Source organism: Coprococcus aceti (assembly GCF_025567285.1).
GTDB lineage: Bacteria > Bacillota > Clostridia > Lachnospirales > Lachnospiraceae > Coprococcus > Coprococcus aceti.
Map to the genome: position 1 here is coordinate 268,181 of NZ_JAOQJT010000002.1, position 15,636 is coordinate 283,816.

A 15,636-nucleotide genomic window follows, 5' to 3' on the forward strand; every position below is an offset into this window, starting at 1 on the left:
GTTTTATGAACAAAAAAATCCCCCAGAATACCACCATATAAGGTGATATTCCCGGGGGACATGTCACAGCTTTGTATTACTTGCTGCTCTGATTATCTTTTCTCTTTTTAGATGCCACAATAACACCGCATCCGGCAAGACTTATTAAGAGCACAACTGCTATTGGTACAACAGGAGCTCTGTCACCAGTATCCGGCTTGTTCTTGTCCTCTGTTGTTATTTCAGTAGTCTCAGTTGTCTGTGTTGTCTCGGTTGTCTCTGTGGTTTCCGTAGTCTCGGTCGTTGTTGTCTTCTTATCAACCATTGTGATAGTAACAACAATATCCTCGCCAGCTGCAACCTTATCATCAGAAACTGTGAACAGTATATCATCAGCCTTGTCATAGCCCGAAGGAGCCTTAACCTCTATGAGTGCATAGATCTTGCCAATTACAAGTACATTGTTGACTTCATGCGCACTGCCATCTGTTACCCACTCATCAATGAGTTTTCCATCAGCATCCTCGAGTCGAAGTGTTGCGCCCTTTACAGGAACACCCTCCTCATCTACTTTCTCAAAGCTGTATTTTACTGAAGGTTCAAGCCATGTAATGTTTCCATTCTCATCAACTCTGGCTGTGACTTTACCTGTGTCAGTATTAAAACCACCGTCAAATGATTCAACTGTAATCTTTCCGTTCTCATCTTTCTTGAACTTGATTGATATTGGCTGTTCAGATACATAGTATCCATCCGGCGCCTGTATCTCTCTGATCGTATACTCTGTGCCGATCAAAATACCGTCAAACTTGAGAACTCCGTTGCTGTCTGTTGTAGCCTTAGCGACAAACTCTTCCTCACCATTCTCGTTCTCCTTGTAGAGTCCGTATACTGAATTTGGAAGCTTTATGCCATTGTTCTCCTCTGCAACCTTCTCTATCTTGAGATCTGTTCTAGGAAGATCATTTATCAGTGTGTTATCCTGAACACCATTTAACACTGCATAAGTGTCAATGTTTGCCTCTGTTACCTCTGCTGTGTAGACTGTGTTATCGATAATATAATCTCCGATAGTCTTACTCTCTTTTACAAGATACGTACCAATCTTAAGATCCTTGAATGTCACAACACCATTTACACTTGTTGCTGTCATTACAGGATTCTCACACTCTGTATCTGTACCCTCATAGAGCGCAAACTCTACACCATCAAGCATTTTTACATCATCAGGGTCTTCAGCACATGACTCCTTATAAAGTCCAGCCTTAGTGAACTTGACAGTGCCAAGCTTGTAGGTATCAACGAACTCTACATCGGCTGTATTTCCACCAATAAGTGTTATTCCGGATGCCTCTGTTCCTTCACCGTCTATTCCATCCACAGTATAGCTGACTGTTACCGCTGCTCCATCATATGCATATGATGTTTCCTCAACTGTATATGTACCATCCGGCATATTTACAAGAGTTATCTCATACTTGCCATTTCCAAGCTTTGCCACCTCAGAGTCTGTAAGCTTTATGATCTTACTGTAGCCTGCATTGTTTGTAACATTGAACGTTACATTTGCCGCTGCATCATCTGCTGTAATATCTCCATTTATGGTCTTGGTAAGTTTTATAACATTTGGCTTGTATGTGTTTGTTATGTCATATCCAGTAACAGATGCCTTGTATCCCGAAACAGCATTCTCTGATACAGAATACTTGATCAGGGTTCCATTATCTTTGTACTTTGGTAAATCTGTAAAGCTGTAATTCCAATCAGTATCTGCTGTAACCACGAGGCTCTTTATAACAGTACCATCTGCAAGAAGCTTAACTGTTATTGAATCTGGTCTCTGACCATCGTGATCATCGTCATCAACCCACGTCTTAGTGCCTGATACATTGATCGTCTCAGGTGTGTGCTGATTGTCAACCACATATCCATCAGCTGCATTTCCTGTTATGACTGTTGTGTAACCATCTATAGTTGTAGTCTCCTCAACTGTGTAGTCGATGGTCTGTCCATTTTTCTTCTCGTCAAGAGCATTCCATGTATGTGTCCAGTTATTTGCCTTGCTGAGCGTTACCCCAGAGCCAGCTACAACATGTCCATCAGCCAGAAGACGAACCATTACGCTAGGTGTTCTCTTGCCGTCCTGGTTATCATTATCACTCCACTTCTTTGTAACTGATACACTTGTCTTTCCCGGTGTGTAACTGTTCGTGATATTATAACCTGTAACCTCACCTGTATATTCTGGTACATCAACCTCAGATACAGAATACTTGATCTGAATTCCACCATCTCTATACTTTGGAAGATTTGTAAAACTATACTCCCAATTTTCTGCCTCGGTTACCGTCTTTGTAGCATATACGCTGCCATCTGCAAGAAGGTTTACCTTGATATTTCCAGGTCTCTTGCCATCCTGATCGTCCGCATCATCCCATGTCTTGCTGCCGCTCACTGATGTCGTCTCTGGTGTATAGCTGTTCTTTATTGTGAATCCTGTCTCAGCATCGCCTGTGACTGTGGTTGTATATCCATCAATTGCGGTTATCTCTCTTACACTGTAGACGATATTCACACCGCTCTTCTTGACATCAAGTCCTGCCCATGTATATGTCCAGTTGTTGTCAGCACTGAGAGTTGTTTCTGATCCAGCGACAGGAGTTCCATCAGCAAGGAGTTCAACCTTTACTGAACTCTCTCTCTTGCCGTCCTGATTGTCGGCATCATCCCAAGCCTTTGTAACTGATACACTTGTCTTTCCTGGTGTGTAACTGTTCGTGATATCATATCCATTTACAAGTGTCTGATAATCCTCAACAGCATTTTCTGTGATACCGTATGTGATCTCGTTGCCACCTGCGTACTTTGGAAGATCTGTAAAGCTGTACTTCCAGCCGTTCGCAGCTGTAACTTCCTTATCAGCCACCTTCACTCCGTTTGCAAGAAGATTTACTGTGATCTTTCCTGGTCTCTTACCATCCTGATCATTTGCATCATTCCATATCTTCTTACCACTTATTGAAGTTGTCTCTGGTGTGTAACTGTTCTTGATGATATAACCGGTCTTCGCAGATCCTGTGATAACTGTTGCATATCCTTCAACCGATGTAATCTCTTCAACAGTATATTCAATAGGTGATCCATTCTTGTTGATATCAAGATCACTCCATGTATGACTCCAGTTGTTGGCATCACTGAGATCCACCTCAGAATCTGCAACTACGTTTCCGTCGGCAAGAAGTCTTACTTTTATATTTCTAGCTCTCTTGCCATCCTGGTTATCAGCATCATCCCAGGTCTTTGTAACTGATACACTTGTCTTTCCTGGCGTATAACTGTTCGTGATATCATATCCGTTGACAAGTGTCTGATAGTCCTCAACAGTATCCTCTGTGATGGTGTACGTGATTTTATTGCCATTTTTGTACTTTGGAAGATCCGTGAAATTGTACTTCCAACCATCTGCCTCAGTTACTTCCTTCGTAGCATATATGTCTCCATCTGCAAGAAGATTTACCGTAATCTTTCCTGGTCTCTTGCCATCCTGATCGTTTGCATCGTTCCAGGTCTTTGTTCCTTCTATATTGATCGTTTCAGGCGTGTGACTATTGGTAAATGTATATCCGTTTTCTGCGTCTCCTGTCACAGCTGTAGTGTATTCGGAAACAGCATCCTCAGTTACTTCGTATGTTATCTCTGATCCATCTGCATATTTAGGAAGGTCTGTAAAACTAAACTTCCAGTCATTTGCTGCTGTGACTTCAAGACTCTTGATCTTTGTTCCGTTTGCAATCAGGTTGACTGTGATACTTGGAGGTCTGATACCATCCTGATTCTCACCGTCGTCCCAGATCTTAACGCCCTTTACTGATGTCGTCTCTGGTGTGTAGCTGTTCGTAACTGTGTATCCTGTTGTCATATCTCCGGTTATCACTGGAGTATATCCTTCAGTAATATCTGTTTCTTCTACAGTGTAAGCTATCGCAGCTCCATCCTTGTTCACGTCAAGATCTGTCCATGTATGTGTCCAGTTGTTATCTGCTTTTAATATAGTCTCTGAGCCATCTACTGCTATTCCGTTCGCAAGCAGCTGAACCTTTACACTCGTAGGTCTCTTTCTGTCCTGATTGTTTGCATCATCCCAGCTCTTTGTGACTGATACACTTGTCTTTGCCGGTGTATATGTGTTTGTAATGTTATATCCGTCTATTACAGTAGCATAATCACCGACCGCATCCTCTGTAATGGTATAAACTATCTTGTTGCCACTGCTATACTTTGGAAGATCTTTGAAACTATACTTCCAGTCTTCCTCAGCTGTAACAGTCTTTGTCTTGTATAACTGACCATCCGCAAGAAGATTTACAGTTATGCTCTCAGGTCTCTTTCTATCCTGATTGTTTGCATCATCCCATGTCTTTGTACCAGCTATATTGATGGTCTCTGGTGTGTAGCTGTTGGTTATTACAAATCCTGTCTTGGCATCACCCGTGACCTTCTTCGTATATCCGGTTACTGTGGCTGTCTCATCTACTGTATAACCTATAACTGTACCGTTCTTATAAACTGCAAGATCTTTCCATGTATACGTCCAGTTGTTGTCCTCTTTAAGAGTTACCTCTGAACCGGCAACCTCTGTGCCATCAGCAAATAATTTGACAGTGATTTCTTTTGCCCTCTTGCCGTCCTGATTTCCAGCGTCATCCCAGATCTTCGTGACATTGACATCTGTAGTCTCTGGAACATGTGTGTTTGTAATATCATAACCATTTGGAGCTGCTGTATATCCCTCCACACTGTCCTCTGTGATGGTATACTTTATCTCCTGACCATTGCTGTACTTTGGAAGACCTGTAAAGCTGTACTTCCAACCTTCTGCCTCTGTAACAGTCTTTGTCTTGTAAGTCTGACCATTTGCAAGGAGATTTACTGTGATGCTCTTAGGTCTCTTACCATCCTGATCATTTGCATCATTCCAGGTCTTTATTCCATCGATATCTATCGTCTCAGGTGTATGACTATTGGTAACAGTGAAACCTGTCTTGACATCTCCTGTAACTTCAGCCTTATATCCTGGCACATTGCTTGTCTCTTCAACAGTATATGTTATATCCTTACCGCCGGACTTAAGTGGAATATCGTTCCATGTGTTTGTCCAGTTGTTATCGGCATTCAGTGTTACTTCTGAATCTGCAACATCTGATCCATCAGCAAGGAGCTTGACCTTAACACTGGTTTCTCTCTTGCCATCCTGATTATTGTTATCATCCCAAACCTTTGTCACTGAAATGCTTGTCTTACCAGGTGTGTAGCTGTTGGTGATGTTATATCCATCTATCAAAGTTGTATAATCTTTAACAGCATCCTCTGTTATTGTATACACGATCTCTGATCCGTTGTCATACTTAGGAAGATCTGTGAAACTGTACTTCCAGTTATCATTCTTTGAAACCTTCTTTGAAGCAACCTCATTGCCATTTGCAAGAAGTCTTACTGTAATCTCAGGAGCTCTCTTTCCGTCCTGGTTATCTGCATCATTCCATGTCTTTGTTCCGCTGATATCAATTGTCTCAGGTGTATGACTGTTGGTGATGACAAATCCAGTCTTCACGTCGCCGGTTATCTTGGTATCATAACCCGCAACCGCATCCTCTTTAACGGTATAAGCTATCTCATTGCCGTTATCATCGTACTTTGGAAGATCAGCAAAGCTGAAATACCAGTTACCTGACGCATCAGGGGTAACCGTCTTACTTGCGACCTCAGTCGTTCCATTCATAAGACGGACTTTAATATCCTCAGCTCTCTTGCCATCCTGATTATTATTGTCATCCCAAACCTTGGTTCCACTTACCGTGATAAATGCCTTGTATTCATTCGCCACAGTCACAAGTGATGATGACGATGATGAAATAACAACATCCGCAGCCGTATTGCCTGTTGATGAACCTACAGTATATGTAACTTTATGTGTATATCCATCAAACGCTGCACCTGTCTCTGTTACAGTGTATTTTCCATATGGAGCATTATTGATAACGTAGCTTCCTAAGTAAAACTGATCATATGTTACGATTGTAGGTCCCTTGTATCCCTCAGGGCCTGATATTGTAAATGTGATCTGCTTCTTCTGTGCATCTGTAAGCTTTGTATCATCGAGGTCTCCGCTGAAGAACTTCGTGATAACAAGGCTTCCAACATTCAGCTTGTTTGTGATCGTTGCAGCGGTAACTACATCGTTCTCATCCTTTGTGAGCTGAACATCGCTTGTATATCCTTCTACGTCATCCTCATCTACAGTGTAGTTGATAAGATTGCCATCGGCATCCTTCTTATCAAGATCTGTAAATGTTCCACTCCAGTTATTTGAATCATTGAGTGTAAGTGTCTTGTCAACGATCTTTGTTATATTGCCCGCCGCATCCTCTGTGGCAAGTGTAACTTTGATGTTCTTTGGTCTTGCTGACAGAATGTTGTCGCTGTCATCCCACTTCTTGGTTACAGGAATATCGATCGTCTCATTTGTCACCTTTGTGTTGGTGTTCGTGATGGTGATCGTTCCGGTTGCTGTTCCATTATTACTTATTGTGACCTGGTAATCAGCATTATCGAAATCCTCTTCTGCAAAGTAGTAGAGGTAGTTGCCATTTGCATCAGCTACTTTAAGCTCTATCTCATCGCTTGTCCACTTATTTGCACTATTTAAGGTAATTGTCTTTACAACAGGATCTGTGTTCTTGTCGTAACTTGATGGATTAGTTGATGCATAGATCTTAACTGTTATACTGTCAACCGGAATATCCTTCAGTGTTCCACCTGCAGCATCCTTCCATACCTTTTTAACAGTTATCTTTCTGTTCTCAGGAGTGTTATCTACTGGCAGTGTATAATCCTGTGAACCTTTGCTGTCAAGGACTATGTCTGAGATAGAATCAGTTGTCACCTCAGCAGGTTTCGGTCCTGTCAGGCTGGATGAGATATTGTTCTCATATATGTATATAGGATCTGTGAGCTTCTCATAACCCTCTGGTGCTTCCACCTCTATAAGCTTGTAATAGTAATTATAATACAAACTTGATAATGTAAGTCTTCCCTGTTCGTTAGTTACTCTTTCCTCATCGCTTCCAGGTACCATGAGATTCCAGTTAGTGTCTGCACTGTTGTTTGGATCACCATATCTGTAAAGCGCAAACTTCGCACCAGCAAGCTTGATTCCTGTCATTATAGAGTCAGTTTTTATTATCGAAAGATTAAACTGCTCTGTATCAGTTCCCATTGATGAATCCTGATCATTGATGTTCGTGTCCGTTGATGACGAATCTGCCGAACTTGTAGATCCAAGAATACCAACGCTGTTCTTAACATCCGCTGTAAGCTTACCTGTATATACAAGAGTATATGTATACTTCAGAATAAACTTTGTCTCATCCGGCATGGTGAGTGTCAGTGTAGACATCTTAGCTGTCGTATCATCTGCATATGTATAGCTGTATTTGTCCGCCGGAACTTCAGCGCCTGTATCTGCGTACAGAAGCTTAAACGAACCATCCTTGATAAATACTCTCTTTACTGCATCCGCATTGCTGTAGTCATACTTGTCAACTACAGTTATGGATCCTGTATTGCCAAGAGCCTCACCCTTCTCATTGATATGCACAGTATATTCAATACTGTTGGTGTCATTATCATAGTTTCCTGCAGTTTTGGTAATATTCGGTCCAGTCACAGTAACCTTTGCGCTGTCATCCTTGGTCTTAGTTGAACCGTCGGTTCTGACAACTGTTGCCGAACAATTGTTGGTGAATTCCACGTCACTGCCACCAACAACGGATGATATATCCTTTGTGACCTTGACTGCATAGTAGACAACAACCTTGACATTTCTGGTATAAAACTCAAGTGACTTTATGTCAAAACTAATACTGTTGCTTGCCACATTAAAGTTCTCTATATAATTATTTGCACCTGTCTGAGGTCTCGTCTTATTATCTGCATAATAAGAAACAAAATATATTCCAGCATGGCCAATAGTCTCTCCTACACCCTCTGGAAGCATATCACTCTTAAGGTATGTAGTATCGAGCTCAGTTCCTGCAGGAAGTGTATCTGTAAAGGAAAGTCTGTCTCCATCTCCATACGCAAAGTCACCGTTGAGAACTACCTTATATACGAACACATTGTTAGCCTTGTCATATACTACAATGCTTTCTTTCTCATCAGTACCATTAGTGTAGCTGTACTTCTCTACAACAGACCCCTTCGTTATTCCAGATACAGGATGTGAATCCTGTGATGTCTTGGATGAACCATCAATAGTAAGAGTACCCTTGTTGACTGCCGTATACTTGCTGTCAGACTTTACTGTCGTATTATATGTGATAACATAATCTATCGGGGTCTCCTCCGTGCCTGTTATATCTCTGAGGAATTCTATTGTATATCCTATTATGTAGTTATCAGATGATGCCGGAACATCTGCAACGCTGTCAATAGTTGAAAGCGTTGGTGCCCATACATTTGAGAAGTCAGCGTATGTTACCTTTACCTTGTAGTCAACTCCCTCTGTGAGGCCAGCTATTGTAAGTCCGTTTATCTGATCTGCCGTAAAGTAATGCTTTGGAAGTGCTCCATTATCATATGTTACAGAGTCAGTATATGTATCATTCGCATTGAGCTTGTCAACGCCAGATATTGTAGACTTCCATGCAAGGGTATATGTATCATCGTTCTCCGTCTCTGATACGAATTCCTTCTTTACTGAATCACCGGCCACCTCTACAGTCGCCTCGGCGCTGTCCGTAACTCCGTTCTTCTCTATTGTCGCTACATTCTTATAAACATCAGTCAGCTTATCAAGCTTGGATGAATCTGTTGTGTAGGTGAACACGATCTTGGATTTGTTCTCTGTCACATCAACCCTTGAAGTTCCATCCGTCAAATAAAGTTTACCATTCTCTTCCACAAAGCTTGCAGGAAGATTGATAGTGGTTGAAACATCTGTGTCATTTATGGATACGCTGCACGTCTTTTCGTCTGTGAGCTCTGTCCCATTCTTTGTGAGTATATCCGATACTGACATTCCTGTCAGATTCTTCTTCTTATCCGCATTCACGGTTACTGTCCATGTTATGGTTGACTTGTCACCTGACAGTGAACCGGTCTTACTTATGGATGCTGTAGACTTGCCGGCATTGTACCATGTACTGCTGTCGTTATCAGTATGCTCGTCATGTGAATCATCTGACACGTCTACACAATTCTTATTGTGTACATTTATGCTTCCGATGTCATCGGCAATATCTGAGACAATAACCTCGTATGTGATCTCATACTGTGAATTAGCGTCAAGCTTCGGAAGCTTTCCATTTATAACTGTTTCACCATTTCCTATGGTTCCTGTTGCAGGAGTCACATATCCATTTGCTGTGACATCCGTGTACTGTCCGTTGCTGTCCTTGAGCTTGCATGTAACATTCTGTACTGTTCTCTTGGCATCAGATCCAAGTTTTGAGTCAAGTTCATTTGCAAGAATATCATCAAGTGTAATATCACCATCGCTTCCATACTCAGAACTTACTATAACCTTGTATTTGTAAACTATCTTGTGATCGTCAGGATCAATGCTCACACCATCTGAGGATTTTGTAACCTTGAGATCTGTGGCACCGTCCTTCACATATTTGTAGCCCTTGTTGGTCTGATCCTTATCATCAACCTTTGAATTCTTAGCCTCTGCAATATTGCTCTGGTTCAGATTGATCACGTCCTGAGAAAGATCATCGACTTTACTCTTTACTGTATAGGTTATCTTATATGACTCCTTTGCACCGAGTGCAGGAAGAGTTCCTTCTATAGTAGAGGTACTACTGTTATATGTGAGTGATGAGCTGCAGTCTGTGTTGTCAGACTTAATCACCTTTATATCTGTAACTTCAGGTATGACACCTGCTATGTCGTTGGCTATAACATCACTAAAGTTCAGATCCTCACTGGCACTTCCATGATTGGATGAAACTTCTACGGTATAGTCAAAGTATACATATCCATCCTTAGGATCTGTAACTCTACCCTCGGATGCGGTCTTCTTCACATCCACATCAGGCTTGAAATCCACATCCACAGTCACAATCACAGTGCTTGTGAATTTGTTCTCGACCTGGTTTTTCTCATTGTACTTTGTGAGATCCATATCGATCCACGCCTTGAAGAAAGCCTTGAGCTGGGCTCCCCCCTCGAGTGCTGTATGATCGATCGTCGCAGTAAGGACTCCGTTCACAACTGAATACGAACCGATCCTGTTACCACTTCCATCAGTTATATTCTCATTCAGAATATCGGAATTAAACTTTATGGTATCCGGCATCGTATAAGTAAATGTTGCATCTTCACCAGACTCCACTATGCTATTAACAACATTTTCCGGAAACACTATATCCATAGACATCTGGATATCTACACCGGCTTTTGTAGGATCATTTGGATCTACAGGAAGCGGCGTTGTGGACGGTCTGGAACTGCTACCATATATATTACCTGCTTTATCAGCAATCGTAGCTCCAGTAATATAATCTTCAAGATTTCCGGTTACTGCTGCACTCGACAGCATTGCTATCGAATCAGTAGCCGTGGCGTATGCGTCTCCCCCTCTCGTCTCGGCCGCATTGGACCAACTATAATTAGAAGGCGAAATCAACGTAGTTATCATAACTACCGCCAGCAGCAGTGCTATAAGCTTTTTCGTAGTTTTTGCCATTGTAATACCTCTTTTCTAATTATTTTTCGACTTACACACTTGCTTTAAATTTATCATAACACATGGTAATTGTAAACAGTTTGTGAACAAAAAGAACAGTTTTCTGTTGCTTTTTTGTTCACATTTACTTTATCGTTTAATTATTAGTTGATTTTGTACTACTATTCTTCGGCAGCATAATCTATCGAAATATATCAAACATATAAAATATAATCGATTACAATTCACTCTTTCTGTCTCTGTTGAGAAGCTCTGTGAGAGCCTCTTTTGCCGTCATGCCATTAAATAATACGTTATTGACTGCTTCAACGATAGGCATCTCAACCCCATGCTCCCTGGCAAGTGCCAGTGTTGCCTTGGCAGAATAAACACCCTCAACAACCATCTTGACCTCCGCCATAGCTTCCTCATAGGTCTTACCCTGACCGATGAGATATCCGGCATTCCTGTTACGGCTGTGCTTGGATGTACATGTAACTATAAGATCTCCCATTCCTGAAAGTCCTGACAGCGTCTTGACATCTGCGCCCATGGCAAGTCCAAGTCTCATGATCTCCGCCATTCCTCTGGTCATAAGAGCAGCCTTCGTGTTGTCGCCAAGTCCAAGTCCATCTGATATTCCGGCTGCCAGAGCTATTACATTCTTCACTGAACCACCCAGCTCAATACCAGTCACATCAGTGCTTGTATATACCCTGAAATAATCGTTCATAAATGCGTTCTGGATCGTCTTTGCAATCTCTATATCACGGGCACCGGCAACTACCGTTGTAGGTATTCCGCGGCCTACTTCCTCTGCATGTGACGGACCCGAAAGGACAGCCACCTTAGCCTGTGGGATTTCTTCCTCAATGATCTCCACGAGAGCCTTGAGTGTGGACTCTTCTATTCCCTTGCTGACATTCACGATAAGCTGTCCGTTGCTCACCTTGTCAGCGATGTTCTTTGCTGTGCTTCTGACAAACGGAGAAGGCACTGCGCACACTATCATCTTCTGACCAATAACAGCCTTTGACGCATCTGTTGTATATTCAATACTGCTGTTAAGTATAACACCCGGAAGTCTGTCTCTCTGCTCATGAAATTCCTTGAGCATGGCAACCTCTCTCTCATCTATAGACCACACTATAACCTCGTGTCCATTTCCTGCCAGCAGATTAGCAAGTGCAGAACCCCATCCACCTGCTCCGAGAACACCTATTTTCATCGTAAAATACCTCCAAAATATTTATATTTCTTTTTTCAATCCTTGAATCATTTTTTTCTATTTTAACTTTTTTTCATCATTTAATCCAGTCTATAGTGACAATACATGGATGTTTTTGCAAATTTTTACTGTATTTTTAGATTTTGGGCTAGTTATGTAAACTCACATTATTCTAATCAACAGTTTTTAATACACATTTCACTGCGTATAAATATCACATAACCATAATCTCGGTTTTATGTATACTCATTATGTTATCTGATTTTGTTTTATCCAGACATCTATAAAACGTTGCTCACTACAAAAAATCCCCTCCTTCCTGTTTTATCCAGTAAGGAGGGGATTCAATAACTCTCTATTCGCTTCCGCTTTCCATCAAGCCTTCTTAGAACCAAACGACAACTTATTCTCCGTTCCCGCTATCAGTCTCTTGATATTCTGCCAATGTCTTATCACGGCCATTCCGGCTATGATTCCCGCCATGATTATTCCTTCGATCATTTTTGCATTCGATGTGAAATTATAATCTCCATGAATTGCAAATACTGTGTATAATATGAAGAATCCGATCATGATCGTAAGTGATCCAACCGATACATATCTTGTTATCACAACACTTATAACGAACGCTGCAAGGAGTATCACTACCAATCTCCAGTCCCACAGACCTACTATCATTCCGCCGCTGGCAGCAATTCCCTTGCCGCCCTTGAACTGCATATAGAATGGGAAGTTATGACCAAGCACAACTCCAAGTCCTGTATACAGTACGAACATGTATGCATTACCTATACCTAGCTGGCCAAGTATGATATGTGTCAGTGAGCAGGCGATTATTCCTTTGAGGAAATCCCCCAGGAAAACTATCAGTCCAGCTTTCTTTCCAAGAACTCTCAGTGCATTTGTCGTTCCCGCATTTCCACTTCCATACTTTCTTATATCAACACCTTTTATCCTGCCGTAAATATACGCTGTCTGAATGAGTCCTACTCCATAGCCCCCAACCAGACATATAGCCCTAATCAACATCTCCATGACTACTTCTCTTTCCTCTCCCTGATTATGAATTTTAGAGGTGTACCTCTGAATCCAAAGGATTCTCTTATCCTGTTCTCTATATAACGTGTATATGAGAAATGCATAAGCTCCTTGTCATTTACAAATATGACAAATGTAGGAGGTTTAACTGACACCTGGGTAATATAATAGAGCTTAAGTCTCTTACCCTTATCTGATGGTGGCTGCTGCATAGCAACCGCCTCACTCATAATCTCATTCAGAACACCAGTAGCTATGCGGAGTGAATGATTCTCTATAACAGCATCTATGGTCTCGAACAGCTTTGGAAGTCTCTGTCCGGTCTGGGCTGATATGAAGAGCAGCTCCGCATACGGCATGTATGAAAGCTTGTTTCTGATCTCCTCTGTAAACTTATATATGGTCTTGTCATTCTTCTCGATGGCATCCCATTTGTTCACAGCTATTATCATTCCCTTGCCACGATCATGTGCGATTCCCGCGATCTTGGCATCCTGATCGGTTATTCCCTCCGTTGCGTCTATTACGAGGACTGCAACATTACATCTCTCAACCGCTGATACTGTTCTTATGATACTGTATCTCTCTATATCCTCTTTAATCTTGCTCTTTCGTCTGAGTCCCGCTGTGTCTATGAATACATATTCTCTGCCATTTCTGACGATCTCTGTATCCACGGCATCTCTTGTGGTTCCGGCTATATCTGATACAATAACCCTGTCCTCACCGAGAAGCTTATTAATTATAGAAGATTTTCCTACGTTTGGCTTTCCTATGATGGCGATTCTAGGTCTCTCATCCTCCGTGTCATCCTTTGCAGACTCATTGAAGTGTGATACCACCTCATCGAGCATATCTCCTATTCCAAGTCTGGATGAACCTGATATAGGATGTGGATCTCCAAGTCCAAGATTATAGAACTCATACACATCCGGCATGAACTTTTCAAAGCTGTCTACCTTGTTGACAACGAGAACTATAGGTTTCTTGGATCTTCTGAGCATATCGGCAACCTTGGCATCATCATCAACCATTCCCTGTCTGACATCCGTCATGAACAGGATGACGTCCGCTGTCTCTATGGCTATCTCTGCCTGTTCTCTCATGCTCTTAAGTATAATATTGTCTGACTCCGGCTCAATTCCTCCTGTGTCTATCAGAGTGAAATTGTAATCCAGCCAGTTGATATCGGCATAAATTCTGTCTCGCGTAACTCCCGGTGTATCCTGAACTATGGATATCTTTTCTCCGGCAAGCACATTGAACAGAGTTGATTTACCTACATTGGGTCTGCCCACTATGGCAACTATAGGTTTACTCATTCTATCTTCCTCCATATATAATTAATTACATATCATCGCCAATTACTGCATGAATAAAATCAGCACCACTTGATTCTACAATACAAACATCGACTTGTAAAGCATCTGTGAGCTCTGCAAGCGTCACATCATCAAGGAATTTTGGCTCATCCGCCATAAGAGTATTGGAAGGCAGTATAAGCCGCTGCCCAAGAGGCTTTCCTGTGAGCTGCTTTCTTATATCTCCACCCGTAAGCAATCCTGTCACGGTTATTCTATGTCCAAAAAAATCATTAATGATCTTATACAGATGCACCTTCACATTAGGGAACTTCTCAGGGATCCTGTTAGCAAGGAGCTTTATGGAATCATATACGAGCACTCCAGTAACCATGGACACCTCATACTCTCTGTCATCGCCCTCTACGCAGCTCCACTCTTCATCAAACTCATCTATGAGCAGTCTCACCATGCCCACACCATTTTCAAGCTGGATAAAGCCATCATACCTATCAGCCTCAGGGAAATCCCTGCCAGCATTTATATACCATTCATCACTTGCCTGGACAAAATGTGTGCCATGCTTTTCAAATGCCTTTTTCTGAAAATGTTCTATTATATCAATAACCTCGCAGGCGTCCTCTCTGTTGAACGGTTCAAGATGGAACAAGCCATCTCTGTAATCTGACAAACCGACAGGGACCACGGATAAGCTCTCCATAACAGGAACAAACTCCATAAGATCAGAGATCGTACGCCACAATTCCTCCCCATCATTTATCCCCTTGCACAGAACTATCTGTCCATTCATAGGAATACCAGCTTCATAAAATTTCCTTATATAGTCAAGTATGGCACCGGCAAATCTGTTGTTCAGCATACTGCAGCGCAGCTTGGGATTGGTAGTGTGCACCGATATATTTATCGGAGCAAGGTGATAATTTATTATTCTGTCAATATCCTTTTCCTTCATATTAGTAAGGGTAATATAATTTCCCTGAAGAAATGACAGTCTGGAATCATCGTCCTTGAAATATATAGTGTCTCTCATACCTTTCGGGTTCTGATCAATAAAGCAGAATATGCACTTGTTATAGCAAGACTTGTAATTATCCATCAAGGAATTTTCAAAAACAATCCCTAGATCCTCGTCATAATCCTTATCTATCTCCAGAAGCCACTCCTCGCCGTCAGACTTCCTCACGAGAAGTTCTATATATTCGTCATTTATGAGATACTGATAGTCAAATATATCCTCTATAGGATGGTCATTGACCGCCAGAATATTATCTCCCGGTTCGATCTCCATCTCCTGGGCTATACTTCCCTCAAGTATTTCCTTTACAATATGTTCCATA

5 protein-coding genes are annotated in these 15,636 nt (G+C 41.7%); all 5 read right to left on the reverse strand.

Annotated features, from left to right (window positions below; translation table 11 throughout):
• Positions 1 to 76 precede the first annotated feature (76 nt).
• The 5 genes from OCV54_RS14630 to OCV54_RS03710 all read right to left on the reverse strand — a co-directional run bounded on the left by OCV54_RS14630 (position 77) and on the right by OCV54_RS03710 (position 15,635).
• Positions 77 to 10,732 (reverse strand): Cna B-type domain-containing protein, encoded by a 10,656-nt coding sequence (locus OCV54_RS14630; RefSeq protein WP_055222693.1) that lies wholly within the window; start codon positions 10,730 to 10,732, stop codon positions 77 to 79.
• A 217-nt stretch (positions 10,733 to 10,949) separates the two neighbouring features.
• Entirely contained in the window at positions 10,950 to 11,939 is a 990-nt protein-coding gene (locus OCV54_RS03695; RefSeq protein WP_022216421.1) for an NAD(P)H-dependent glycerol-3-phosphate dehydrogenase, read from the reverse strand.
• A gap of 375 nt (positions 11,940 to 12,314) precedes the next feature.
• Positions 12,315 to 12,974 carry a glycerol-3-phosphate 1-O-acyltransferase PlsY gene (gene plsY, locus OCV54_RS03700; protein WP_015534979.1) on the reverse strand — a complete coding sequence of 220 codons (660 nt, stop codon included), beginning with the start codon at positions 12,972 to 12,974 and terminating at the stop codon, positions 12,315 to 12,317.
• Positions 12,975 to 12,976: 2 nt separating this feature from the next.
• Positions 12,977 to 14,299 carry a ribosome biogenesis GTPase Der gene (gene der / locus OCV54_RS03705; protein ID WP_022216420.1) on the reverse strand — a complete coding sequence of 441 codons (1,323 nt, stop codon included), beginning with the start codon at positions 14,297 to 14,299 and terminating at the stop codon, positions 12,977 to 12,979.
• Between the two features lie 25 nt (positions 14,300 to 14,324).
• On the reverse strand, positions 14,325 to 15,635 hold the full coding sequence (locus tag OCV54_RS03710) for a DUF512 domain-containing protein (RefSeq protein WP_015534981.1): 1,311 nt from the start codon (positions 15,633 to 15,635) through the stop codon (positions 14,325 to 14,327).
• Position 15,636 lies beyond the last annotated feature (1 nt).